23 protein-coding genes are annotated in these 24,627 nt (G+C 68.9%); 10 read left to right on the forward strand and 13 right to left on the reverse strand.

Features of this window, described 5'->3' with window-relative positions; genetic code table 11:
- Positions 1-102 precede the first annotated feature (102 nt).
- From ACSQ2F_RS22045 to ACSQ2F_RS22065, 5 genes are all read right to left on the reverse strand, one after another.
- Positions 103-513: a VOC family protein gene (locus tag ACSQ2F_RS22045; protein WP_436026382.1), complete on the reverse strand. Its 411-nt coding sequence runs from the start codon at positions 511-513 to the stop codon at positions 103-105.
- A gap of 149 nt (positions 514-662) precedes the next feature.
- Entirely contained in the window at positions 663-1,007 is a 345-nt protein-coding gene (locus tag ACSQ2F_RS22050; RefSeq protein ID WP_436026383.1) for a zinc ribbon domain-containing protein, read from the reverse strand.
- Between the two features lie 44 nt (positions 1,008-1,051).
- Complete coding sequence (locus ACSQ2F_RS22055) at positions 1,052-1,546, reverse strand: DUF4265 domain-containing protein (RefSeq protein ID WP_436026384.1); 495 nt, start codon at positions 1,544-1,546, stop codon at positions 1,052-1,054.
- 169 nt (positions 1,547-1,715) lie between these two features.
- Complete coding sequence (locus tag ACSQ2F_RS22060; RefSeq protein ID WP_436026385.1) at positions 1,716-2,195, reverse strand: hemerythrin domain-containing protein; 480 nt, start codon at positions 2,193-2,195, stop codon at positions 1,716-1,718.
- Positions 2,196-2,295: 100 nt separating this feature from the next.
- Positions 2,296-2,964 carry an NAD(P)-dependent oxidoreductase gene (locus ACSQ2F_RS22065; RefSeq protein WP_436026386.1) on the reverse strand — a complete coding sequence of 223 codons (669 nt, stop codon included), beginning with the start codon at positions 2,962-2,964 and terminating at the stop codon, positions 2,296-2,298.
- Positions 2,965-3,064: 100 nt separating this feature from the next.
- Here ACSQ2F_RS22065 and ACSQ2F_RS22070 point away from each other — a divergent pair, with 100 nt between their 5' ends.
- Positions 3,065-4,036: a LysR family transcriptional regulator gene (locus ACSQ2F_RS22070; RefSeq protein ID WP_436026387.1), complete on the forward strand. Its 972-nt coding sequence runs from the start codon at positions 3,065-3,067 to the stop codon at positions 4,034-4,036.
- Between the two features lie 75 nt (positions 4,037-4,111).
- Here ACSQ2F_RS22070 and ACSQ2F_RS22075 read toward each other — a convergent pair whose 3' ends face one another.
- The 3 genes from ACSQ2F_RS22075 to purB form a co-directional block, all read right to left on the reverse strand.
- Positions 4,112-7,342, reverse strand: coding sequence for a PAS domain S-box protein (locus ACSQ2F_RS22075; protein WP_436026389.1), 3,231 nt, complete (start codon positions 7,340-7,342; stop codon positions 4,112-4,114).
- 110 nt (positions 7,343-7,452) lie between these two features.
- Positions 7,453-8,280: an orotidine-5'-phosphate decarboxylase gene (pyrF, locus tag ACSQ2F_RS22080; protein ID WP_436026391.1), complete on the reverse strand. Its 828-nt coding sequence runs from the start codon at positions 8,278-8,280 to the stop codon at positions 7,453-7,455.
- Positions 8,281-8,290: 10 nt separating this feature from the next.
- Complete coding sequence (gene purB, locus ACSQ2F_RS22085) at positions 8,291-9,658, reverse strand: adenylosuccinate lyase (protein WP_436026393.1); 1,368 nt, start codon at positions 9,656-9,658, stop codon at positions 8,291-8,293.
- 179 nt (positions 9,659-9,837) lie between these two features.
- On the opposite strand from purB, the gene upp reads away from it, so the two are divergent.
- On the forward strand, positions 9,838-10,467 hold the full coding sequence (upp, locus tag ACSQ2F_RS22090) for a uracil phosphoribosyltransferase (protein WP_436026395.1): 630 nt from the start codon (positions 9,838-9,840) through the stop codon (positions 10,465-10,467).
- 7 nt (positions 10,468-10,474) lie between these two features.
- Positions 10,475-11,767 carry an amidohydrolase family protein gene (locus tag ACSQ2F_RS22095; protein WP_436026397.1) on the forward strand — a complete coding sequence of 431 codons (1,293 nt, stop codon included), beginning with the start codon at positions 10,475-10,477 and terminating at the stop codon, positions 11,765-11,767.
- Between the two features lie 29 nt (positions 11,768-11,796).
- On the opposite strand, the gene ACSQ2F_RS22100 is transcribed toward ACSQ2F_RS22095, so the two are convergent.
- The gene (locus ACSQ2F_RS22100) at positions 11,797-12,954 is read right to left on the reverse strand and encodes a M48 family metallopeptidase (protein WP_436026399.1); all 1,158 of its coding nucleotides are present in this window, start codon (positions 12,952-12,954) and stop codon (positions 11,797-11,799) included.
- Positions 12,955-13,067: 113 nt separating this feature from the next.
- On the opposite strand from ACSQ2F_RS22100, the gene ACSQ2F_RS22105 reads away from it, so the two are divergent.
- Positions 13,068-13,682, forward strand: a complete 615-nt coding sequence (locus ACSQ2F_RS22105) for a glutathione S-transferase C-terminal domain-containing protein (RefSeq protein ID WP_436026401.1) — start codon at positions 13,068-13,070, stop codon at positions 13,680-13,682.
- A gap of 34 nt (positions 13,683-13,716) precedes the next feature.
- Here the strand turns inward: ACSQ2F_RS22105 and ACSQ2F_RS22110 are convergent, their stop codons facing one another.
- Positions 13,717-14,361 carry a LuxR C-terminal-related transcriptional regulator gene (locus ACSQ2F_RS22110; RefSeq protein WP_436026402.1) on the reverse strand — a complete coding sequence of 215 codons (645 nt, stop codon included), beginning with the start codon at positions 14,359-14,361 and terminating at the stop codon, positions 13,717-13,719.
- A 245-nt stretch (positions 14,362-14,606) separates the two neighbouring features.
- The gene (locus ACSQ2F_RS22115; RefSeq protein WP_436026404.1) at positions 14,607-15,065 is read right to left on the reverse strand and encodes a hypothetical protein; all 459 of its coding nucleotides are present in this window, start codon (positions 15,063-15,065) and stop codon (positions 14,607-14,609) included.
- Between the two features lie 329 nt (positions 15,066-15,394).
- Here ACSQ2F_RS22115 and ahpC point away from each other — a divergent pair, with 329 nt between their 5' ends.
- Both ahpC and ahpF read left to right on the forward strand, forming a co-directional pair.
- The gene (gene ahpC, locus ACSQ2F_RS22120; RefSeq protein WP_436026405.1) at positions 15,395-15,958 is read left to right on the forward strand and encodes an alkyl hydroperoxide reductase subunit C; all 564 of its coding nucleotides are present in this window, start codon (positions 15,395-15,397) and stop codon (positions 15,956-15,958) included.
- 83 nt (positions 15,959-16,041) lie between these two features.
- Positions 16,042-17,598: an alkyl hydroperoxide reductase subunit F gene (ahpF, locus tag ACSQ2F_RS22125; RefSeq protein WP_436026406.1), complete on the forward strand. Its 1,557-nt coding sequence runs from the start codon at positions 16,042-16,044 to the stop codon at positions 17,596-17,598.
- 111 nt (positions 17,599-17,709) lie between these two features.
- Here ahpF and ACSQ2F_RS22130 read toward each other — a convergent pair whose 3' ends face one another.
- Complete coding sequence (locus tag ACSQ2F_RS22130; protein ID WP_436026408.1) at positions 17,710-20,295, reverse strand: EAL domain-containing protein; 2,586 nt, start codon at positions 20,293-20,295, stop codon at positions 17,710-17,712.
- A gap of 122 nt (positions 20,296-20,417) precedes the next feature.
- Positions 20,418-20,759, reverse strand: coding sequence for a hypothetical protein (locus ACSQ2F_RS22135; protein WP_436026409.1), 342 nt, complete (start codon positions 20,757-20,759; stop codon positions 20,418-20,420).
- Between the two features lie 166 nt (positions 20,760-20,925).
- Between ACSQ2F_RS22135 and ACSQ2F_RS22140 the strand changes: the two genes are divergently transcribed.
- The 4 genes from ACSQ2F_RS22140 to metW all read left to right on the forward strand — a co-directional run bounded on the left by ACSQ2F_RS22140 (position 20,926) and on the right by metW (position 24,618).
- Positions 20,926-21,435, forward strand: a complete 510-nt coding sequence (locus ACSQ2F_RS22140; RefSeq protein WP_436026410.1) for a pyridoxamine 5'-phosphate oxidase family protein — start codon at positions 20,926-20,928, stop codon at positions 21,433-21,435.
- 121 nt (positions 21,436-21,556) lie between these two features.
- A complete protein-coding gene (locus tag ACSQ2F_RS22145; protein WP_436026412.1) occupies positions 21,557-22,768 on the forward strand; it encodes a multidrug effflux MFS transporter in 1,212 nt (403 codons plus the stop codon).
- A gap of 135 nt (positions 22,769-22,903) precedes the next feature.
- Complete coding sequence (gene metX, locus ACSQ2F_RS22150; protein WP_436026414.1) at positions 22,904-24,037, forward strand: homoserine O-succinyltransferase MetX; 1,134 nt, start codon at positions 22,904-22,906, stop codon at positions 24,035-24,037.
- Positions 24,034-24,618, forward strand: coding sequence for a methionine biosynthesis protein MetW (metW, locus tag ACSQ2F_RS22155; protein WP_436026416.1), 585 nt, complete (start codon positions 24,034-24,036; stop codon positions 24,616-24,618). The genes metX and metW overlap by 4 nt, the downstream gene beginning before the upstream one ends.
- Positions 24,619-24,627: the final 9 nt, after the last annotated feature.

Below are 24,627 nucleotides of genomic sequence, written 5' to 3' on the forward strand. Positions count from 1 at the left end.
CCGCCTCGGCCCACCCAGTTCAACCCGCCGAGACGCGATTGGCGCCGACCGGGCGGCCTCGCTGCGATGCTGCAGCGAGGGCATGGTGGGTCGGGCCCGCGATCAGGCCGAGGGAGCGGCTGCTTGAACGCGATAGACCGCGCAGAGCTTGTGGCCGTCCGGGTCACGCACGTAGGCCAGGTGCATCGCGCCGAGCGAGCTCTCGCGCAGGCCGGGCGGGTTCTCGATGGAGGTCCCACCGTGCGCCAGTGCGGTGTCATGGAACAGCTTCACCTGCTCCGGCGAAGTGCACTTGAAGGCGATGGTGCCGCCGTTGGCCACCGTGGCCGCTTCATCGTTGATGGGCTGGCTGATGCCGAGGACGCCGCCGTTGTGCCGGTAGAAGAGCCTCGAATGACCGCTGGGCGCCTGGTTGGGCATGCCTGGCCCGGCGCCCAGCGTCCCGAGGACGGCGTCATAGAACTGCTTGGCTCGCTCGAGGTCGTTCGAGCCGATCACGATGTGATTGAACATGGTTCTCCTGGGTTGTGTGTGGTCACGCCCGGCGCGGCCATGCCGGGGGGCGCGGGTTGGAACGTCAGGATCGTAGCGGCTCGGTGCGCCGCGGCACTCGGGGTCAGTTCGGATGGTGCGGCGCGGCGGTGTGCCGCGCCCTCTGATCGTCACGAGCCGAGGATGAGGTCCAGCGCCTGGGCGCCCGCCGAGACCTGTCCCTGATAGAACTCGGTGAACGCGCAGCAACTGCACACCACGGCCGTGTAGCGGGCGCTCTGCACGTTGAACAGCGAACTCAAGGGAGAGCGTGCGGTGCGGATCTCGCTGCGCTCGAAGCTGTCGTGGCCGCACTTCGGGCAGCAGTAGTTCGTCCCCGGGCTGCGCGCCGCCTGCTCGCACTCGAGTGCTTCGCGAAGTTCGGCATACGGCCCCGGGTTCGCCCGAGCCAGCCGCAGGTGCTCGGTGAGTTCGCGGTGGGACAGCGAAGGGATGTCGTCACGGGTGGGCAGCATGGTGCGATGGAGGCGTCAGAAGTGGAAGGCCGGTACCGGTGGCATCAGGCTTCCTCGTCCGGCAATGCCGAATCCGGTGCATCGTCGAATGAGCCTTCCACGCGAGGTTCGCACGTCTCGTATTCCAACGCGCCGGCCGCCTCCTGCTCGTTCAAGTAGGCCCGAAGCGCGGCGGCGTCGGACGATGGCGGCACGTTGACGCACACGAAACTGTCGTTCGCCCGTTCCGTCCACGCCCCGAAGCGCACGATGGCCGCCAGCACCGGCTCCTGTGCCTCTCGGACGAGGCTGAAACTCAGGCGCAGCGTTTCATTGCCGCCCGGTCGAACGACCGAGCGAACCTCCGGCTTGAGGTCAGGCGCGTCGGCCGTAGCCAGCACCACGTCGCCGCAGTTCAGGCCGTAAGCGCAGAACGGGATGTTCTGGATTTCGTAGAGGTCATTGCCCAGGGGCTTGGCCCACAGCGATTCACCCTTGAACCACCAGTGGTTGGGCAGGTCGAGGTGGACTTTGATCAGCTCGTCTGAAGGGGTTTCCATGTTCGGCATCCGATCGCTGCAGGGGCCGCCTCGAGCGGGCAACCGGCTTCGGGGCACAGGGGACTGCGCGGCATGCTACACGCACGCCGCGGGTTGGGAGTGCGGTCCGGTCGTGCGTCGACCCCCGCTTTGCCGCCACCTCGTCGCGAGGGCCCGCAACGGATTCGCTTCAGGCCGCGGTGTGGCAAGTGTGTCCGCCGCAGCCGAGGATCTCCTCGACCGGCAGCCGCTCGGGCTGCGTCACGATGCCGGCTTGCAGGTCATAGCCGACACGGCGAAGGTGCAAGGCGAGGGCGGCGTCCATGGACTGGGCATGCTGCGGGAACCAGCCGGCGAGCTCCCGGGACATGACGCGAATGACGTCGATGCGGCCGGCCCGGCCCGCTTCTTCTCCGTCGCGCATGACCTTGAGCACGACGGCGTGCTGCGTGGTGTGGCAGTTGGAAGATGCGAACCGGGTGTCGCGCATCCATCGATCTTCTCGGGCGAAGTGGTCGTCGGTATGGGCGACGAGCGACGACCAGGCGGCCAGCGCCTCGTCGTCGGGCGCAGCCTCGACGGCCGCGAGCAGGTCGACGAACTCACGGTGCGTGTCGTCCATCACCGGCAGTTCCAGGGCCAGGGCGGCCGACCATTCCAATGCACTCATCTTCTCTCGCTCCGGGGATACAGGCAGCCCCCGAGGGTGACGCGACCGGCGCGGCTTGTCGTTGATCTGTGTCAGGCGTGGCGCCCGGACCGAAGGCCGCTCAGCCGGTGGCCACCGCGGCTGCGACGGTGAAGCGCGCTCGCACATGGCGCGGCCGCTCGATCTCGTCCGCAATGGCGACGGCCAGGTCGGCGACCGTGATGCCAGCCGGCTTGTCGCCGTCCATCAGCAGTGTCTCGCTGCCGAGCCGGTAGCGGCCCGTTCGCGGGCCGGGCGTCAGCATGGCCGGCGGGCTGAGAAAGGTCCATTCCAGCGCCACGTTGCTCTGCAGCGCAAGCAGCACGTCGCGGGCTGCCCGGGCACCCGGCACGACGTTGGCGGGCACGTGACCCGTGAATTCCGGCGTATCGACCAGTTGCACCCCGGGGGCCACGAACAAACTGCCAGCGCCGCCGACGACCAGCAAGCGCTTGACCCCGCTGGCTTCGACACCCCGTTCGATCGCCCCGCTGCCGCGCAGGAACCTGTCGTACAGATCGGGTTCGTTCCAGCCCGGATTGAAGGCCGACACCACGGCGTCGTGGCCGCGCAGTGCCGACGCCAGGGCATTGGCGTCGAAGGCGTCCACCGCAACGATCGACAGCTTCGGACCAGGTGTCAATCTCGCCACGTTCCGCACGAGCGCGGTAACTTGGTGCTGGCGCTGCATCAGTTCCTCGCGCACCGCAGTGCCGACGAATCCGGTGGCGCCGATGAGGGCGATCTTCATGGTGTTCTCCAGGGCGTGAATCAATGGAGTGACGATATCGGCTTCACAATGCGTTGATTAGCCGGTTCGAATCGACAACACCTTGAAGCAGAGCTAAAGAATGGGCGAACTGAAACCCTATGTCGTGTTTGCCGAGACCGTGGCGGCCGGCTCGATGAGCGCGGCCGCGCGACGGCTCGGCATGAGTCCCTCCGCGGTCAGCCAGATCATTCGCGCGCTGGAACGCGAGGCCGGTGTGACGCTGCTGCACCGCTCGACCCGCAAGCTCGCGCTCACCGAGGCCGGCGAGCGCTGCTATCCGCATTGCCGCCAGCTGGTGGAGGCCGCGCGTGCCGCCTCCGAGTCCCTCGTGCTGGCGCGCAACGCGCCCACCGGAGAGCTGCGCGTTGCCGCACCGGTCGGCTTCGCGTCCCACATCGGCCCGGCGCTCGCGCCGCTGCTGGCGCAGTCGCCGCACCTGCGGCTGCGCCTGCTCGTCGACGACGCCATGATCGACCTCATCGATGCCCGCATCGACATCGCCCTCCGTGTCGGCCGCATCGCCGACTCCAGCTGGACCGCGCGTCGGTTGTGCGAACTCGAGATGATCCTCTGCTGCGCGCCGTCGCACCTCGAGCGGTACGCCGCCCCGACCGCACCGGGCGACCTCACGCTGCATCAGTGGCTGGGGCCTGCGCATGAAGCGGTCGATGCGCCGCATGCCGCGACGTCGGCGACCGGCGACCGCGCGCCGGCCATGGTGCTCGACCTGCATGGTCCGGCCGGCGAGCGCGAGCAGGTCGGCGTCGCCGTGCGCATTGCCAGCAACAACCTGCTCGCCCTGCGGCAGATGTGCGAGCAGGGAATGGGCGTGGCTCGCCTCGTGCACGCCGATGTGCGGCCCTCGTTGACGAACGGATCGCTGGTCCGCCTGCTGCCCCAGTGGCGATTCACGCCGATGCCCGTCACCGCCATCACGCCGCAGCGCGACGGCGAGCCGGCCAAGGTGCGCCTCGCCATGACGGCGTTGCAGGGCTACTTCGCCAGGCTGCCTGGCATGGCGGCAGCCGCCACGAGTTCGACGCGGACATGAACCTCCCGGCGGTTGCCGCCTCGTTCGCCGCTCCGAGCCGGTCGCTCGGCGTGCGTGCCGCTCCGCGCGCCGTACCTAGTGAATCGACGGCCCGAACGCATCGTCCTCCGGCAGCAAGGCACCGAACTGCGAGTGCTGCTCCACGACCCTCACCAGCGCCTTGCGCAGCGTGGCCGCGTCGAGCGGCTTGGTGAGGAAGTCGTTCATGCCAGCGGCCATGGCTTCCTCGCGTTCCGAGACCAGGGCCGCGGCAGTGAGCGCGATGATGGGAAGCGCCTCGGCGGTGTGCTGCTGACGCAGTCGACGGGCGGCCTCATGGCCGCTGAGGCGGGGCATCTGCACGTCCATCAGCACGACGTCGAAGGGCCGGCGTGCCGCCACCGCCCGCGCGACGGCCTCGATCGCCTCGTGACCGTCGGTGGCCTGCATCACGTCCACACCCCATTGCTCGAGCGTCGACACGCCGATCAGCATGTTGACCGGGTTGTCCTCCACCAGCAGCACGTGCACGCCGGTCAGGCGGATGATGTCCTGCGCTTCGTCGTCCTCCTCGAGGTCGAGCGGATCGGCCTCGGGCAACGGGAGTTCGGCCCAGAAGCGGCTTCCCTGGCCGGGCGTGCTCTCCACGCCCACACGCCCGCCCATCAGCGCAGCCAGCTCCTTGCAGATCGAGAGCCCGAGGCCGGTGCCGCCGAAGCGACGGGTGGTGGACTCGTCGGCCTGGGTGAAGGGCTCGAACAGGCGCTCGCGGGTGGCCGCGTCGATGCCCGGACCGGTGTCGGTCACGCTGAATCGCACCCACCCCGGTGCGGAGGGCGTCGCCTCGATCCGCACGTGCCCGCGCGCGGTGAACTTCAGCCCGTTGGTGATGTAGTTGCTGAGGATCTGGCGCAGCCGCAGGGGGTCGCCGCGCACGGTGTTTGGGAGACGCTCATCCACCTCGAGCTGAAGGGCGAGCGAGTGCGCATGCGCGAGCGATTGGTAGGCATGGTGAACCGCGCCGAGCAGACTGCGCAGCTCGAAAGGCACCGACTCGACGCTGAACTTGCCGGCCTCGATCTTGGACAGGTCGAGGATGTCCGAGATGATGCCGGCCAGACTCTGGGCGCTGTCATGGATCTGCGCCAGGTACTGCTGGCGGCGGCGTTCGTCGATGCCGGACTGCATCGCCAGACGGGCCATGCCCAGCAGCCCGTTCAGCGGCGTGCGGATCTCATGGCTGGTGTTGGCAAGGAACGCGCTCTTGGCGCGGTTGGCGGCTTCGGCACGGTCCCGTGCATCGGCAAGGGCCTGGTCCATCTGCCGCCGCTCCGTCACGTCCTCGGCGATCCAGATGGTGCCGTCGAGCCCGGGATGCGGCGAGTGCAGGGCCTGCGCGCGCACCCGGCCGATGAAGGTGCTGCCATCACGCCGGCGCATGATGCGCTCCCGCTCCAGTGGCTCCTCCGGCGTCGCGTCGGCCGCATCCTCGGCGCGCAGCCACACCACTTGCTCTGGCTGGCCGGCGAGCGTGCCGGGCTCCCATCCGAACATGCACTCGAAGCGGTCATTGACCTGCACGAATCGGCCGCGGCGCGTGAGGGCGATGCCGATGAGCGCGTTCTGCAGCATGGCCTCGTGCTCGTGCTGCACGCGCTGGGTCTCGGTCACGTCGCGCCCGTTCACCACCATGTAGGCCCGGCCGTCGAGCTCGAAGCGCGCCGCCGACAGCAGCAGCGACACCGGTTCGCCTTGCTGGTTGACGAAAGTGGCGGGCAGCTCATGCACCTCGCCTTGCGTGTTGACCCGATCGAGGAGGATGCGGCGCTCCTCAGGCCGGTACCAGAAGCCGAGGTCCAGGGCCGACTTGCCCACGACGGCTTCGGCGGCATACCCGAAGATGCGGGTGAAGCTGTCGTTGACCATCAGGTAGCGGCCGCTGTCGAGTTCGCTCAGCGTGATGAAGTCGGGGCTGGTCGCGAACATGTGGGTCAGCATCACCTCCGAACGCCGCAGAGCGTTCTCGGCGGCGACGCGCGCGGTGATGTCGTGGTAGATCGACAGCGTGGCCGGCCCGTCGGCCTGGTTCACCCGCACATCGGTCGCCTGCGTGGTGAGGCGCCGTCCGTCGATCGAGTTCAACTGGAAGTCGGCCATTTCGAGCGCGCTGCCCACCGGCTGGCGTTGCAGGTGCGCGAGTCGCTCGGTCTGCAGCGTCCGCGACGCGCCCGCCGCGTAGCGCTCGAGGAGGTCGGTGCCGAGCAGGCTTTCGGCCGTCTCGTGGCCGAACATGCCTGCCGAGGCTTCGTTCGCGTCGATCACCACGCCGTCGCGGTGCACCAGCAGCGGCGTCGGCGAGCGGGTGAACAGCTCCTGGTAGCGCCGTTCGCTCGCCCGCACGGCCTGCTGGGCGAGCAGTTCGTCCGTGATCTCCTTGCCCACGCCCCAGTAGCCCAGGAATTGACCGTCGGAGTCGAAGCGAGGCCGCCCGCTGATGACGAACTGCCGTGCGCGGCCGTCAGGCCCGACGCGCTGCAGGCGCAGTTCGGAGAAGGGCTGGTGCGCCTCCATCGCAGCGCGCGTGGCAAGGCGATCCGCTTCGCTCAGACCGAAGTCGAGGTCCCAGGGAAAGCGGCCGGCGTGCTGCTCCGACGGCGTGAGGAAACCGGGCGAGATCTCGTCGTCGACCTGCACGAAGCGCAGGGTTCGATCGACTTCCCAGTACAGGTCAGCGGCAAGCGCGAGCAACCCGCGAAAGCGCTGTTCGCGCTCGTCGGCGCTGTGCAGCGCATGGTTGACCATGCGCGCCATCATGGTGCCGCTGACCACGGAGGCGGCCAACAGCAGCCCGTAGCTGAAGACGTGCAGCGGATTCACGGGGACCGGCAACCAGCCCTGGAACTGCGCGAACGCGAGCCCCGCGATCGCCAGTTCCCCCACGATCGCCAGCCGAACGGCGGCACGCACGTCGGACAGCACGGTGACAAGGCAGATGAAGAGGCCCAGGTAACCCAGGCTCACTGCATGCGCTCCCTGCCCGGTGGCCACCGCCGACAGCACGGTCACGGCACTGGCCGCCCAGGCCGCCCTGCGGATCACCGGGCCGATGGGCCGCACCCGCAGCAGGACCACGGCCCACAGGAATCCGCCCGCCATGGCCAGGCAGGCCAGCACCAGGGCCAGACGCCAGCCGAGGCCCATGGGCAGCGGCACGAAGCCGTACACGGCGGCATTGCCAAGGGCAATGGCGGCGGCGGCCTTGAAGAACAGCCGCGCCAGCGGGTGGGCCCTGCGCTGGTCCGGGGTGAACGCGGGCGTGGCGGTCATGGGGCGGACGGGGACGGCATCGGGAAACGCGGTGGGCCGGGAGTGCCTCAGTGTGTCATCTGCCCGCCCGTCACGCGCAGTCTCGTTTTCCCGTGCGTCGCGTGCGCCCGTCAGCCCGGGCGCGACGCGTTCAACAGGGCCCGTGTCTCGAGCGCCACCCGCCGCGCCGCGGCAGCATGGTCCTCACCCGAGGAGGCATAGAGCACGGCACGTGAGGAATTGACGATGATCGGCCCGTTGTCGCGCCAGCCGGCCTTCACGGTGGCCGCTGCATCGCCGCCTTGCGCGCCCACCCCCGGAATCAGCAGGGGCAGCGTCGGGGCCAGTTCACGAACACGGGCGATTTCCTCGGGGAAGGTCGCACCCACCACCAGGCCGAGCTGTCCGTTGCGGTTCCAGTCGGTTTGCGCAAGGCGGGCCAGGTGCTCGAACAGCCGAGGCTGGCCCGGCACGTCGGCGAGCCGCTGGAACTGCAGGTCGCTGCCACCCGGGTTGGAGGTGCGGCACAGCAGGATGACGCCCTTGCCGGGATAGCGCAGATAGGGCTCGATGGAGTCGAAGCCCATGAACGGCGACAGGGTCACCGCATCGGCCTGGTAGCGTTCGAAGGCCTCGCGGGCGTACTGCTCGGCGGTGGAGCCGATGTCCCCCCGCTTGGCGTCCAGGATGACCGGCACTTCGGGCGCCACCCGCCGGATGTGCGCCATCAGTTGCTCGAGCTGGTCTTCGGCGCGATGGGCGGCGAAGTAGGCGATCTGCGGCTTGAAGGCGATGACGAGGTCTTTCGTCGCGTCGACGATGCGGGCACAGAACTCGAAGATGCGGGACGCATCGCCCCGCATCGCGCCGGGCAGCTTGGCCGGTTCGGGGTCGAGGCCCACGCACAGCATGGACTGGTTCTGCCGTTCGGCACGCTGGAGCTGGGCGATGAAATCCATGGCGCGGGCCTCAGACCTTGGCGGCCAGGGTGGCGGCGAGGCCGGTGTAGGACGCCGGCGTCATGGCCAGCAGGCGTTCCTTCTCGGACTCCGGCAACGCGAGGCCGGCGATGAAGCCTTGCATCAGCTCGCGGGTCATGGGTTGGCCGCGGGTGAACTTCTTGAGCTGCTCGTACGGCTCGGGCAGGCCGAAGCGGCGCATCACCGTCTGGATGGGCTCGGCCAGCACTTCCCAGGCGCTGTCCAGGTCGGCCGACAGGGCCGGCTCGTTCAGTTGCAGCTTGTCGAGGCCGCGCAGCAGCGAGTCGTAGCCCAGCACGGCGTAGCCGAGCGCGACGCCCATGTTGCGCAGCACCGTGCTGTCGGTGAGGTCGCGCTGCCAGCGGCTGATGGGCAGCTTCTGGGCGAGGTGGGTGAGCAGCGCGTTGGCGAGGCCGAAGTTGCCTTCGGCGTTCTCGAAGTCGATCGGGTTCACCTTGTGCGGCATGGTCGACGAGCCGACCTCGCCTTCCTTCGTCTTCTGCTTGAAGAAGCCGAGGCTGATGTAGCCCCACACGTCGCGCGACCAGTCGATGAGGATGGTGTTGGTGCGGGTCACGGCGTCGAAGAGCTCCGCCATGTAGTCGTGCGGCTCGATCTGGATCGTGTACGGGTTGAAGGTGAGGCCGAGCTGCTTCTCGATCACGCGCTGGCTGAACGACTCCCAGTCGAAACCGGGGTAGGCGGAGAGGTGGGCGTTGTAGTTGCCCACGGCGCCGTTCATCTTGGCCAGCAGCTTCACGCCGGCAATGCGCTCGCGGGCGTGCTTGAGGCGCGCCACCACGTTGGCGACTTCCTTGCCGACGGTGGTGGGGCTGGCGGTCTGGCCGTGCGTGCGACTGAGCATGGGCACGGCGGCGAAGTCGTGCGCCAGCGTGGACAAGCGGGCGATGATCTTGTCGACGGCCGGCAGCAGCACGTCCTGGCGCGCGGCCTTGAGCATCAGGCCATGGCTCGTGTTGTTGATGTCCTCGCTGGTGCAGGCGAAGTGCACGAACTCGCCGGCGGCCTTCAGTTCAGCCTGGCTTTCGAAGCGGTCCTTCAACCAGTACTCGACGGCCTTCACGTCGTGGTTGGTCGTCTTCTCGATGTCCTTGATGGCTTGGGCGTCGGCTTCGGAAAAGCGCGTCACCAGGCCGCGCAGCAAGCCGCGGGCGGCTTCGGACAGCGGCTTGAACTCGCCGAAGCCGGCGTCGGACAGGGCGATGAACCATTCGATCTCGACCTGCACCCGACGGTGCATGAGGCCGAATTCGCTCAGCAGCGGCCGCAGCGCGGCGACCTTCGGAGCGTAGCGGCCATCCAGGGGCGACAGGGCGGTGAGGGCGGAAAGGTTCATGGCGGGGGCGGCCCGACGCGGCCGCGGTAGAAGAGGGGAGGGGTGTCCGATGGGCCCGCTGCGGCGGGCCGAGGGTGGATTTTAAAGGCTGCGCGCGGCCCCGCCCCGAGCTGGCACTTTCCGTGCAGGAAGCCTCGGGCTTGCCCTAAAGTGGCGGCATGTCCCGAGGGCTTTCTTCCATGACCACCGTCCACCACATCACCCATCCGCTCATCCAGCACAAGCTCACCCTGATGCGCCAGAAGGACCGCAGCACGAGCGGCTTTCGCCGCCTGCTGGGCGAGATCAGCATGCTCATGGCCTACGAGGTCACACGCGAGATGCCCACCCAGCTGATCGACATCGAGACGCCGCTGGAGCCGATGAAGAGCCCCGTCATCGATGGCAAGAAGACCGTCTTCGTGAGCATCATGCGCGCGGGCGACGGCTTCCTCGACGGCATGCTGAGCATCGTGCCGGGCGCGCGCGTCGGGCACATCGGCCTCTACCGGGACCCGGCCACCCTGCAGGCCGTCGAGTACTACTTCAAGATGCCGCAGGACATGAACGAGCGCGACGCGATCGTTCTCGACCCGATGCTGGCCACGGGCAACTCCGCCATCGCGGCGGTCGAGCGGCTGAAGGCCACGCGGCCGAAGTCGATCCGCTTCGTGTGCCTGCTCGCCGCGCCGGAAGGCCTGGCCAAGTTCGTGGCGGCCCATCCCGATGTGCCGGTCTACACAGCGGCCATCGACCGCGGGCTCAATGAGCACGGCTACATCGTGCCGGGGCTGGGCGACGCGGGCGATCGCATCTTCGGCACCAAGTAGGGTCGCCATGCACGACGATGCCCCCTCACTGTGCCTGCGCAACGTCGTGCTTCCTGACGGGCGCACCGGGCAGGACGTGTGGGTCGACGAAGGGCGCATCCGCGCCGTCGGCCCGGCGCTCACCGTGGCGCCCGGCACACCCGAGCACGATGGCGGTGGCTGGTTGCTCAGCCCGCCCTTCGTCGACGCGCACTTCCACATGGACGCCACGCTCAGCCACGGCCTGCCTCGGGTGAATGCGAGCGGCACCTTGCTCGAAGGCATCGCGCTCTGGGGCGAACTGAAGCCGCTGCTCACGCAGGAAGCCCTCATCGAACGGGCCTTGCGATACGGCGACTGGGCCGTGGGGCGGGGCCTGCTGGCGGTGCGCACGCACGTCGACATCTGCGATGACCGGCTGTTGGCGGTGGAGGCGCTGCTCGAGGCCCGGCGCCGGATGGCACCGTACCTCGACCTGCAGCTCGTCGCCTTTCCTCAGGACGGGTACCTCCGTTCAGCCACGGCCCGCAGCAACCTGGAACGCGCCCTCGACATGGGCGTGGACGTCGTCGGCGGCATTCCGCACTTCGAGCGCACGCAGGCGGCCGGTGCCGAGAGCGTGCGCCTGCTGTGCGAGGTGGCGGCGCGCCGGGGCCTGCGGGTGGACATGCACTGCGACGAAACCGACGATCCGCTGTCGCGCCACATCGAGACGCTGGCCGCCGAGACCCTCCGGCTCGGCCTGCAGGGGCGGGTGACCGGGTCGCACCTGACGTCCATGCACTCGATGGACAACTACTACGTGAGCAAGCTGATTCCGCTGATCGCCGAGTCGCGGGTCCACGCCGTGGCCAACCCACTCATCAACATCACCTTGCAAGGCCGGCACGACACCTATCCGCGGCGCCGCGGCATGACACGGGTGCCGGAGCTGATGGCCGCCGGCGTGAATGTCGCCTTCGGCCATGACTGCGTGATGGACCCGTGGTACGGGTTCGGCTCCGGCGACATGCTGGAGGTGGCCCACATGGGCCTGCACGTCGCGCAGATGACCTCGGAAGCGCAGGTGCGGGCCTGCTTCGATGCGGTGACCCGCAATGCGGCTGCCGTGCTGGGCCTCGAAGGCTACGGGCTCGAGCCGGGCTGCCGCGGCGACATGGTGCTGCTGCACGCCCGCAGCCCCGGCGAGGCGATCCGGCTGCGCGCGGCGCGCCTGCTGGTGGTGCGGGCGGGCCGCGTGCTGGCGCGCAGCGCGCCGGCCTCGGCCCGCCTGAGCCTGCCGGGGCGTCCCGTGGAGGTGGACTGGACCCTGCCGGGATGAGGCGCCGGGATCCGTGCGTGCAACGCGCGTCAGGACCGCGACTGGGCGGCGTCGCGGAAGAACTGCATGCGCTCGGCGTCCTCGGGATGCGAGGCGATGCCGAGGCCCAGCCAGCGCGGCATGCCGTCGGCCGGCGCGGGCGGTCGCGCCGCGGCGAGCTTCTCGAAGAAGGTGACCATCACGAGCGGTGAGATGCGGTTGGCCTTGAGCAGGGCCACCGCTGCGGCGTCCGCCTCACGCTCGGCATCGCGGGAGTAGGCGGCGCGTCCCAGCACCACCGGCGCCGTGCCCATCAGGCCGCTGAAGTCGCCGAGCACCCAGCCCGTCAGCACGCCGAGCAGGCTCGACTGGACGAACAGTCGCATGCCATGGCGATGCTCCACATGGCCGAGTTCGTGGGCGATGACGCCCAGCACGGCGTCGTCGTTGTCGGCCAGCAGCTCCACCAACTCGTCGGTGACGACGATCGTGCCGCCCGGCAAGGCGAAGGCGTTCGGCCCCATGCCCTTGTCGCGTGACTTCCGAAAGAGGATCTGGTGCACCGGCGGCTTGTCGCCGTGCGCCTTGCGCACGATGCCGGCGAACGCCAACCGAAGGCGTGCCTGACGTGCCTCGGGCAATTGGCTCGGCGCCAGCGCATCGAGTTCGACCGACTTCAGCGAGGCGTCGCCAAGGGCGCGGTCGACCTCCAGCGGCACCACCGCCACCAGCGTCCGGGCGGCCCAGGGCAGGGCCCAGACATACAGCGAGGTCCCGAGTGCAACGGCCAGCGCCAGGGTGGCCATGAAGAGCGCCAGCCACGGCCAGACGGTGTTGGCTCGGGGTACCAGTTCACGCGCATGGCCGTGGGCCGCAGCCCACTTGTCCCACGCCGTGCCGTCACGGCAGTAGAGGGCGCCGCCGCTGCGCAGCACCACCGAGCGTCCGCCGTCGGTCGTGCGCTCGGGCGGCAGCAGGTCGTCGAAGGGCAGGCTGCGGGCCAGTCCCTGGCCTGCCACCAGCAGCCGTTGCTGGCCCATGCGCAGCGTGGCCGGCACGCTGGGTGCACCTTTGCCTTCGCGGTAGTCGATGGGCAGGTCGTGGGTCATGGCGTCGAAGGCCGAGCGGGAATGGGAGGCCGGCGCAAGGATGCGGCGGCGTTGCACCGACGAGGTGCCGCGGCTCGGCCCGCGTCGGCACCGTTGCATGGAACTTGCTGCCGCGGCGAGCGCCGGCTGGACAAAACTCTATCACCTGGCCTGCACCGGTCGCCAACGGCTGCGTTCGCTAGAATCGTCCGAATCCAGGGAAACCCACAACCATGAAACTCATCGGTTCGCTCAGCAGTCCCTACGTGCGCAAGGTCCGCATCGTCATGGCGGAGAAGAAGCTCGACTACCAGCTCGAGCTCGAGGACGTCTGGGCCGGAGACGGCATTCTCAAGTCGAACCCGCTCGGCAAGGTGCCGTGCCTGGTGATGGACGGGGCGGAGGCGGTGTTCGATTCGCGGGTGATCGTCGAGTACCTCGACACGCTCTCGCCCGTTGGCCGACTCATCCCCGAGCGCGGTCGCGAACGCACCGAGGTGCGCACCTGGGAAGCACTGGCCGACGGCGTGCTCGACGCCGCCGTGCTGGCTCGCCTCGAACGCACCTGGGCCGGGCGCACCGCCGAGCAGCGCTCGGACGCCTGGGTCGAGCGGCAGATGGTGAAGATCCACGCGTCGCTGGCCGCGATGAGCCAGGGCCTGGGCGACAAGTCCTGGTGCACCGGCATTCACTTCACGCTGGCCGACATCGCCGCCGGCTGCGCGCTCGGTTACCTCGACTTCCGCTTCGCCGACATCGCGTGGCGCGAGCAGTACCCGAACCTCGCCAAGCTCAGTGCCAAGCTGGCCCTGCGCCAGAGCTTCGTCGACACCGCGCCACCCGCCTGATCGCCACGCGACAACGGGCGCCGAGCCTGTTCGCTCAGGCGAGCGACAGGCCATTGGCCCGCAAGTCGAACTGCAGCTTCTGGTACACGCGGCGGATGCCGCGGGCCACGGTATGCACGCTTGCCTGCCACTGCTGCGCGATCTCGTCGATGAGGTAGCCCTGCGCCACCCGCTCGAGAATCTCGCGCTCGGTGTCGGTGAGTGCCAGCGGGTTGAGCGGGTCGTCCGCGCTGCGCAGGTCGGCCGGCAGGCTGTGCTGGAAATGGGCAAGCACATGGCGCGCGATGGTGGGCGTCATGGGGGACTCCCCACGCGTGAGTTGCTCGAGTGTCGTCAGCAGCAGCTCCGGCGAACGGGCATGCACCCAATAGCCGTCCGCACCGGCGCGCAGGGCATCGAGGATCAGGGCATCGTCGTGCGAGACGAGGGTGACCATGACATGCAGGCGACGCCGCTCGCCGGCCCGGCGAAGGTCGCGCAGCAGGCCATCCACGTCGCCGTCCTGCAGCCGCAGGTCGGTCATCAGGATCTCGGGGCGGGCATGGGGCAGCAGCTTGCGTGCCTCGGCCACCGTGTGGGCCAGGCCCACGACCTCGAACCGGCCAGAGCCCTCCAGCAGGGCGCGCAGATGGGGGCTGGCTTCATGGTCGCGCTGCAACAGGACAATGGACGACAACATGATGGCAAGGCGACGGCAAGGCGAGACGAAGCCAAATTCTTCACGACTTTCTCGATGCCGCCACCCCCTGAGTCGTGGGGCTGACGACCGGAAAGCCTCATCGCAACGGCCCTCGCGCACCGTGATCGGGGCATGAGCACGAAGAAAAGCCGCCGGAACGGGCGTTCCGGCGGCCGGCAGCGAGGGGCGCATCCGGTGGGCGCGCCGGACTCGTGCGTTGCGGCGGGTCGGTCGGCCTGACGGTGTCAGGGCTTGGCGGGTGCCTTCTTGGCGGGGTCGTACACGCCGCCCGCCGGGTCCTGGTTGCGCGCTGCGTCGGTGGCTTCGGGTCGACGCGCCTCGCGGGCGGCCTTGGCGTCGGCGCGGCGCTGCGACATCGGCTTGCGCGTGGCCTTGGGCTTGGCTTCGGAGGCGGGGGTGTCGGTGTCGCCTGCCTGCGGTGCCTTGCCGGCCGCGATGGCTTCCTTGGTTTCCTGCCGCACCTGGTCACGCGACTTGGGCTGGTTCTCGCCGCTGGCAATCGGTTTCTGCTGGGACGCCGGCGGCATGCGCTCGGCACTGATGCGCGCGTCCTTGGTGCGGTCGGCCGGGATCTCGGCCTTGACGTCGGCGCGGGAAGGCGCGGACGCCGTCTGGGCCAGCAGCGGCTGGGCCGAGAGGGCCCCGAGCACGATCGTGGAGAGCGCAAGCAGGCGGTGTTTCATGTTGGTCTTCCTGGTGAGTTGGCAGAGGCCGGACGCCGTCCGGACCGCGGAGCAGTCGGGCGGCGCGCTGACGAATCCATTGGAGCAGGGCCGCTCCGACCGGCGCAAGCTATCCGGCGCTGCGGTTGAGGTTGCTCAAGGGCCGGCCACTGCATCGCGGGCAACGTGCTAGCAAACCCGTCGAGTCGCCGATCGATCCGCTCGGCGTGACATCGAAGACCAATAGAAGATTTCAATCGATTAGATTGAATCAATGCACCCACAATATCGTTGGACGATCCTAAGATTCAGTTCGTCCCGTCTCCAAACAACCAAAGAGGAAGCAAGCCATGTCTCTCATCAACTCGCAAATCAAGCCGTTCAGCGCGGTCGCGTATCACAAGGAAAAATTCGTTCCGGTGACCCAGGACACGCTGAAGGGCAAGTGGTCCGTGATCGTGTTCTACCCGGCCGACTTCACCTTCGTGTGCCCGACCGAGCTGGAAGACCTGGCCGACCACTACGCCGAATTCCAGAAGCTGGGCGTCGAAATCTACGGTGTGTCGACCGACACCCACTTCGCGCACAAGGCCTGGCACGACACCTCCGACGCCATCAAGAAGGTCAACTACCCGCTGGTCGGCGACCCGACGGCCACTCTGGCCCGCAACTTCGACGTGCTGATCGAGGAAGAAGGCCTGGCGCTGCGCGGCACCTTCCTGATCAACCCCGAAGGCCTGATCAAGCTGTTCGAAGTGCATGACAACGGCATCGGCCGCGACGCCAGCGAACTGCTGCGCAAGGTCAAGGCGGCGCAGTACGTCGCCTCGCACCCGGGCGAAGTCTGCCCTGCGAAGTGGACCGAAGGCGCGAAGACGCTGACCCCGTCGCTCGACCTGGTCGGCAAGATCTGATCGGCCTTCCGGCCTGATCCCCGCCCCCGGTCGCCCACGAGGCGCCCGGGGGCCTCTCGAGACACACCAGAAGGAGCCCCGCCATGTTGGACGACACCCTGCAATCCCAGTTGAAGACCTACCTCGAGCGCGTCACGCAGCCGTTCGAGATCGAGGCGTCGCTGGACGACAGCGACTCGTCGCGCGACATGCTCGCCCTGCTCAAGCAGATCGCCGGCCTCTCGAACCTCATCACCCTCAAGACCGATGGCAGCGATGCCCGTCGTCCCTCGTTCAGCCTGAACCGCACCGGCTCGCAGATGAACCTGCGTTTCGCCGCGATTCCGCTGGGCCACGAATTCACCTCGCTGGTGCTCGCGCTCCTTTGGGTCGGCGGTCATCCGCCCAAGGTCGATGCCGACGTCATCGAACAGATCAAGAACCTCGACGGTCGCTATGACTTCGAGGTGTACATGTCCCTCACCTGCCACAACTGCCCGGACGTGGTGCAGGCGCTGAGCCTGATGGCGGTGCTGAACCCGAACGTGCGGTCGGTCGTCATCGACGGCGGCCTCTTCCAGCAGGAAGTGGCGGACCGCCAGATCATGGCCGTGCCCACGGTGTTCCTCAACGGCGAGAACTTCGGCCAGGGCCGCATGAGCGTCGAGGAGATCATCGCCAAGCTCGACAAGGGCGCGGGTGCCCGGGACGCCGCCAAGCTGAGCGCGCGCGACCCGTTCGACGTGCTGATCGTCGGCGGCGGGCCCGCCGGTGCCGCGGCGGCGGTCTACGCCGCCCGCAAGGGCATCCGGACCGGCGTGGTGGCCGAGCGCTTCGGCGGGCAGGTGCTCGATACCCTCGCCATCGAGAACTTCGTGTCCGTGCTCGCCACGGAAGGGCCGCAGTTCGCCTCCGCGCTCGAGCAGCACGCCAAGCACTATGACGTGGACATCATGAACCTGCAGCGGGCCGACAAGCTGGCGCGCAATGGCGACTTCGTCGAGGTGCAGCTCGCCAATGGCGGCACGCTCAAGGCACGCTCGGTGATCCTGTCGACCGGTGCGCGCTGGCGCGAGGTGAACGTGCCCGGCGAACACAAGTACCGCAACCAGGGCGTCGCCTACTGCCCGCACTGCGACGGGCCGCTGTTCAAGGGCAAGCGCGTCGCGGTCATCGGCGGCGGCAACTCGGGGGTCGAGGCCGCAATCGACCTGGCCGGCATCGTCGAGCACGTCACCCTGCTCGAGTTCGGCGAGCAGCTGCGCGCCGACGCAGTGCTGGTGAGCAAGCTGCGCGGCCTGCCGAATGTCACGATCCACACCCAGGCGCAGACCACCGAGATCACCGGCGACGGCAGCAAGGTGAACGGCTTGAGCTACACCGACCGTGCGAGCGGCACCGCCCACCATGTTCCCCTCGAGGGCGTGTTCGTGCAGATCGGCCTCGTGCCGAACACCGAATGGCTCAAGGGCACGGTGGAGCTGTCGCGCCATGGCGAAATCGTCGTCGACGCCAAGGGTGCGACCTCGGTACCCGGGGTCTTCGCGGCTGGCGACGTGACCACGGTGCCGTACAAGCAGATCATCATCGCCGCGGGCGACGGCGCGAAGGCGGCACTCGGGGCCTTCGATTACCTGATCCGGTCGTCGGTGCCGGCCTGAGTTCGGACGCCGGCCTGGCCGGCGCCTGGAGCGGTCGCGCGGCCCCTCCCGCTTCGGCGGAGAGGGGCCGCGTGCCGTGCGGGGCTTCCGAACGACGGCAGCGCGTCGCCCTCAGGCTCCGGCGTGCCGCGCTTCCATCCGCCGGCCTTCGGCCAGCGCCAGGGTGCAGTCGTCCAGCGGCAAGGGACGCGAGAAGTAGAAGCCCTGCATCTGGTCGCAGTCGTGCGAGCGCAGGAACTGCATCTGTTCCGCGGTCTCCACCCCCTCGGCCACCACGTCGAGGCGCAGGCTGTGCGCCAGCCGGATGATGGCCAGGGCGATGGAGGCGTCGTTGGGGTCGGTCGTCACGTCGCGCATGAAGCTGCGATCGATCTTGAGCGCGTCGAGCGGAAAGCGCTTGAGGTACGCCAGGCTCGAATAGCCGGTGCCGAAGTCGTCCACCGAGAGGCGCACGCCATAGGCCTTCAAGGCGCCGAGCGTGCGGGCCGCGGCATCGGCGTCGGCCATCAGCATCGACTCAGTCAGTTCGAACTCCAGCATCGCCGGGTCGCCCCCCTCTTCGGCGACGATGGTGCGCACCAGTTCGTCCAGGCCCTTTTCCTGGAACTGTCGCGCCGAGAGGTTGATGGCCACCGGCCGGAGCGGCAGGCCGTCCGCGCGCCAGCGCGCCAGTTGTCGGCACACGGTCCGCAGCACCCATTCGCCGACCGCGACGATCATGCCGGTCTCCTCGAGGATGCCGATGAACTCGAGCGGCGGCACCATGCCGCGCACCGGATGCTGCCAGCGCAGCAGCGCCTCGAAGCCGCTGATTTCGCCGCTCGCGATGTTGACCTTCGGCTGGTAGTGCAACAGGAACTCGTCGCGCTCGAGCGCATTGCGCAGCTGGCTTTCCAGCTGCAGCCGCTGCACCGCCTGTTCGTTCATCTGGCGCAGGTAGAAGAGGAAGGTGTTGCGACCTCGCTGCTTCGCCTGGTTCATCGCCACGTCGGCGCAACGCAGCAGGCCGTGGGCGTCCCGGCCATCCTCCGGAAACACGCTGATGCCGATGCTGGCCGACACGTACACCGCCTCGCCGTCAAGCCGGAAAGGCTCGGCCAGCGCAGCCATCACGCGCTTGGCGACGGTGGCCGCGTCGTCCGGTTTGGGCAGCACGATGGCGAACTCGTCGCCGCCCAACCGACCGACGGTGTCGCTCGCTCGCACACAGGCCTTCAGCCGCTGCGCGGCCTGCCGCAGGAGATCATCGCCGCAGGCATGACCCAGCGTGTCGTTGACCAACTTGAAGCGGTCGAGGTTGAGGAACATGACATCGACGCGCCAGTCGTGCCGTTCGGCATGCGCCAAGGCCTGCGACAGCCGGTCCATCACCAGGGAGCGGTTCGGCAACCCGGTGAGGGTGTCGAACTGGGCGAGGTGCGTGAGGCGGCCTTCGGCGTCCACGCGGTCCATGGCGGTGGCGAGGGTGTTGGCCACGCTCTGCAGGAAGTCGATGTGCTTGGCGCCGAAGTTGCGCTGGCTGCGGCTGTACACGCCAAGCACGCCGCGCGGGCCCTTCGGGCCAGGGATGGGCACGCCCAGGCCGCTGCGCACACCGTGGCGTTGCAGCAAGGCGCAGCCGCCCGGGGCATGGCCCGGGTGGTCCGACACGATCACCGGTGCAGCCGTCGCCAGCACCTGGGCGCTCTGCGTGAGCAGGCCCGGCGCGGACATCGGCTGCCCGACGCTGCCGCTGTCGAAGCCGACGGCCGCCCGCAACACGAGGCCGCTGCCGTCCGGCGGGCACTGGCTGACCTCGGCGAACTCGAGGCCCAGGCCCTCTGACGCCGCTGTGGCCGCATGCTCGAACAAGTCGTCCAGGCCGGCGTCGGTAAGGGCCTTCTGGCCGAACCGGGCGATGAGGCGCTGCTGATGGGCGGCGCGCTGCACACCGAGCTCGGCCAGCTTGCGGGCGGTGATGTCGCGCGAGATGGTGACGATCACCCAGCCATCGGCGGTGTGCAGCGCGCGGCGTCGGATCTCCACGTACAAACGCTGGCCCATGCCGCGTTTCACGCTCCACTCCACTGGCTGCACCGCATCGCCGGCCGCGATCACGTCGTCGTAGACGCGGGCCACGGCTTCGGGGGTGCTGTTCAGTGCACCGGCCGGGCCCATGGCCATCAGCTCACTGCGCGTGCACTGCCGCAGCTTGCAGGCGGCGTCGTTGACGTCGATGAAGCGCAAGGTGGCGCGATCGACCAGGTAGATCGCATCGGACGTCGTTTCCATCGCGGTTCGGAACCGGGCCAGGGCCTCGTCGCCGTTGTCGAGGGAGGAGATGTCGTCGAACGCGAGCAGCACCGTGCCGGCCTGACCCGCGCCCAGCGGCGTGACGCGCGCCAGGTCGCGTCGGCCGTGGCGCTCACGCAGGCACAGGGAAAAGGCCGGGTGCACGCCCTGTTGCACGGCACGCACGCCGGCCGCCAGTACAGCCGCATCCTCGCGGTGGAAGGGCGTCGCGACGGCACAGGCGTCGAAGAAGTTGCCGCCCTCGCGTCCCCAGGGGTGGTCCACGGCCTCCCGCCACGCGCGGTTCGCGTCGGCCAGCGATCCGTCCGGGCGGATCAGGCAGACGCGCCCCGGCAACGCGTCGAGCATGGCATGGGCCAGCGACACGGCGGAGTCAGGCAGGGAGGCGCGAAAGGAAAGAGACACCCATGGATTTTCCGATCCAGGGCCCGGAAAAGATGAACGCGCATTGCCGATTAACTCACGCTCGGCTGCGGCCTGTGCAACCGACGCGCAGGCGGTGCTGTCACCTGCAGGACACGGACGGGTCAGTCTTCGTCGGCCTGGATGCGCAGCCCCAGCCGCCGCACCCCGCGGCAATCGGTCACGGCAGCCACCCGCAGCGGCTGCCCCGCCGGCACGCTGCATCGCACCCGGTAGTCCAGGCCGTCGCCGCCGTCGGCGTGTGTGGGCACTCGCCGCGTCCATTGGTGCGCGCCGTTCACGAGGACGCGCAGTTCGTGCCATGGCTCCGCGGCGTCCGGCACGGCACGCACCCGCCAGTCGACGGCCACCTCGAAGGCACGGTCGCGGACGGCGTCAGGGGGAATGTCGAGGTGGGCGACGCTGGCGTCGCCTGCGTCGGCTTCCCAGTGTTCGGGGCGGCCCATGGTCACGGGCGGCCGGCAGTCACGGCGGCTTGGGTCATGGCGTCGTGCAGGTGGGCGAAGAATTGCGGGCTGCAATCATAGGCATGCGGGCACATCCCCGTGCGGTCGGGGATTCGCCCGCATCCCTTGCAACCTGGCCACACTGGCCACCACCGACGAGGCGTCCATGTCCACAGTTCCCTTGCCACTCGAAGCCCACTGGTCGGAGATCCGCCGGGTGGTCGACCGAAGCCAGCGATCGGGAATGCACTGCGCCATCGCGTCCGTCGGTCCCGACGGCGGTCCGCATGTCACGCCCATCGGCATGGTGTTCCTGCACGACGCGCCCGGTGGATTCTTCTTCGACCGCTACACCACGGGACTGGCCGCCAACGTCGAGGCCCGGCCCGACATCTGCCTGATGGCGGTGGACACGCGCCGAGGATTCTGGCTTCGCTCGCTGCTCCGCGGGCGCTTCGCCACGCCGCCGGGCTTGCGGCTCATCGGCACCGCCGGACCGCTGCGCCCTGCCTCGCCACATGAACTGGACGCCGTGCGGGCCCGGGTCCGGCCGGTCCGCTGGATGCGCGGGGCGAAGCTGCTGTGGTCGGACTTCAGCCATGTGCGCGACCTGCACTTCACGGCACTGCGTCCGGTCGAGTACCCGGTGATGTGCGACCGGCATTGGGGCCGCTGAGCCCGGCACGTCCCGAATTGCGTGCATTGCGTTGGGGCCGCCCGCGCTGCGGCCGCGCCGCCGTGCCACGGCGCGCACCCTTGCGGCATGATGCCGAGGCTCCGCTCTCCCACGCTCCTCGATGAACGCTTCCCGCCTGCTTCCGGTTCTGGTGCTGGGCCTGCTCTCGGCCATCGGCCCGCTGGCGGTCGACATGTACCTGCCGGCGCTGCCGTCGATTGCGCAGCTGCTCGGCGCGGACGACGGCGCGGTGCAGATGAGCCTCACCGCCTTCCTGGCGGCCGTGGCCGTGAGCCAGCTCGCCTATGGCCCGGCCTCCGACCGCTTCGGCCGCCGCTTGCCGCTGGCCGCCGGCCTGCTGCTGTTCGTCGCGGGCAGCGTCGGCTGCGCCATGGCCCGTGAAGCGGACGTGCTGGTCGCGAGCCGCTTCCTGCAAGGGCTCGGCGCAGGCGCGGCGATGACCATCCCGCGCGCCGTGGTGCGCGACCTGCACACCGGCGCAGAAGCGGCGCGCCTCATGTCCTTGCTGATGCTGGTCTTCGGCATCTCGCCCTTGCTCGGGCCGCTGGCGGGCAGTCTCGTGGCCGAGGCCGCAGGCTGGCGTGCCATCTTCTGGTTCCAGGTGGGCACTGGCGTCGCCGGTCTCCTGCTGCTCGCCTTGCTGCTGCCTGAAACGCGCTCCGGCCGCTCGGCTCAGGCCGACGCCGGCTGGCGCGGAGCCCGCGCGGCCTATGGCCGCCTGCTCCGCGACCGCCATTTCCTCGGCGTGTCCCTGGTCGGGGCATTCGGCATGGCGGCCTTCTTCGTGTACCTCGCCAACTCGGCCTTCGTGCTCATCGGGCACTACGGGCTCACGCCGCGGCAGTACAGCCTTGTCTACTCGGTCAACGCCCTGTCCTTCTTCGGCGTGGCGCAACTCACCGGTCCGCTCTCGCGCCTCGTCGGCCTGGCCCGCACGGTGCGTCTCGCGGCCACCGGCTTCACGGTGATGCTCGGGGCCTTGCTGGTGCTGGCCACCGCGGGAGTGGACCATCTGGGGGTGATGGGGGCGTTTCTCTTCGTCGCGTTTGGCTTTCTCGGGCTCGTGATTCCCGGCACGGCGGTGCTGGCCCTGGAAGCGCACGGGCCGATCGCCGGCACCGCCTCGGCGCTGATGGCGACGGTGCAACTGGCCATCGGTGCGCTGGTCATGGGCGTGACCGGTCTGCTGCTCGACGGCACGGCATTTCCGATGATCTCCGGCATCACGTTCTGCGCCATGGTGTCGCTTGCGTTCGCCCGGCTTTCACTCGGGCCCCGGCGCCTTTCCCTGGCATCGGCGACGGGCGGCTGAGTCGCAGGCGGCTCGGTATACTGCGCCCACAGCGCCGATTTGTTCCGGCTTGCGGGCGCTCAACAAATACCGCTAAAGACGTGGCCCCGATCCGGTGTCCCGCTTTGCGGCGCCGGATTTCTGTTTGGGTGATCCATGGGATCTGTCGGCCACGTCCAACCGCAATCGATGCACTTCGCCGAGCCGCTGCCGCTCAAGAGCGGCGCCGTGCTGCGCGACTACACGCTGGTGTATGAAACCTACGGCACGCTCAACGCGGCACGCAACAACGCCGTGCTGGTGTGCCATGCGCTCAACGCCTCGCACCACGTGGCCGGCACCTACGAAGGACAGCCGCGCAGCGAAGGCTGGTGGGACAACCTCGTGGGACCGGGCAAGCCGCTCGACACCAACCGCTTCTTCGTCATCGGCGTCAACAACCCGGGCTCGTGCTTCGGCTCCACCGGTCCGATGCAGATCGACCCGGCCACGGAGCAGCCGTACGGCGCGCACTTCCCCGTCGTGACGGTCGAAGACTGGGTCGACGCCCAGGCGCGCCTGCTCGACCGCCTGGGCATCGACCAGCTGGCCGCCGTGCTCGGCGGCAGCCTGGGCGGCATGCAGGCGCTCAGCTGGTCGCTGCGCCATCCGGCGCGCCTTCGCCACTGCATCGCCGTGGCCACCGCGCCCAACCTGTCGGCGCAGAACATCGCGTTCAACGAGGTGGCGCGCCGCGCCATCGTGACCGACCCCGATTTCCACGGCGGCCACTTCTATGCCTACGGCGTGGTGCCAAAGCGCGGCCTGCGGGTGGCCCGGATGATCGGCCACATCACCTACCTCAGCGACGACTCGATGGAGGCCAAGTTCGGCCGCGCCATGAAGCACGCGGTGCTTGGCTACAGCACACAGGACGTCGAGTTCGAGATCGAAAGCTACCTGCGCTACCAGGGCGACAAGTTCAGCGACTACTTCGACGCCAACACCTACCTGCTGATCACCCGGGCCCTCGACTACTTCGACCCCGCCCGCGAGCATGGCGGCAACCTCACCGCAGCCTTTGCGCAGGCCCGCTGCAAGTTCCAGCTGGTGAGCTTCACGACCGACTGGCGCTTCTCGCCAGCGCGTTCACGGGAGATCGTCAAGGCGTTGCTCGACAACCGCCTGCAGGTCAGCTACGCCGAGATCGATGCGCCGCACGGTCACGACGCCTTCCTGCTCGACGACCCGCGCTACCACGCGGTGATGCGCCAGCGCTTCGAGAACATCGCCCAGGAGGGCCAGGCATGAGCGACCGCAAGGACATGGAGCTGATCGCCGAGCTGGTGCCCGCCGGCTCGCGGGTGCTCGACCTCGGCTGCGGCAACGGCGAGTTGCTGGCGTACCTGAAGGCCAACCGGCAGTGCACCGGCTACGGCATCGAGATCGCCGACGCCAACGTGCTGGCGTGCATGCAGCGAGGCGTGGACGTCATCCAGTTGAACCTGGAAGAGGGGTTGGCCATCTTCGATGACCAGAGCTTCGACGTCGTGCTGCAGCTCGAGACCTTGCAGCACCTGCGCAACACCGAACGCATGCTGCGCGAGACCGCCCGCGTGGGCCGCGTCGGCATCGTGAGCTTTCCCAATTTCGCCCACTGGCCGAACCGGCTGCAGATCGCCGCCGGGCGCATGCCCGTGACCCGCGTGCTGCCGTACCAGTGGTACGACACGCCCAACATCCGCGTCGGCACGTTTGCCGACTTCGAGGTGCTGGCGCGCAAGAACGGCCTGCGGGTGCGAGAGTCGTTCGGCATCCAGAACGGCCGGGCGGTGCGCCACCTGCCGAACCTGCGGGCGAGTGTGGCGGTGTTCAAGTTCGACCGCGGCTGACCTTGCCGC

Source organism: Rhizobacter sp. LjRoot28, from assembly GCF_964253025.1.
Lineage (GTDB): Bacteria > Pseudomonadota > Gammaproteobacteria > Burkholderiales > Burkholderiaceae_C > Rhizobacter.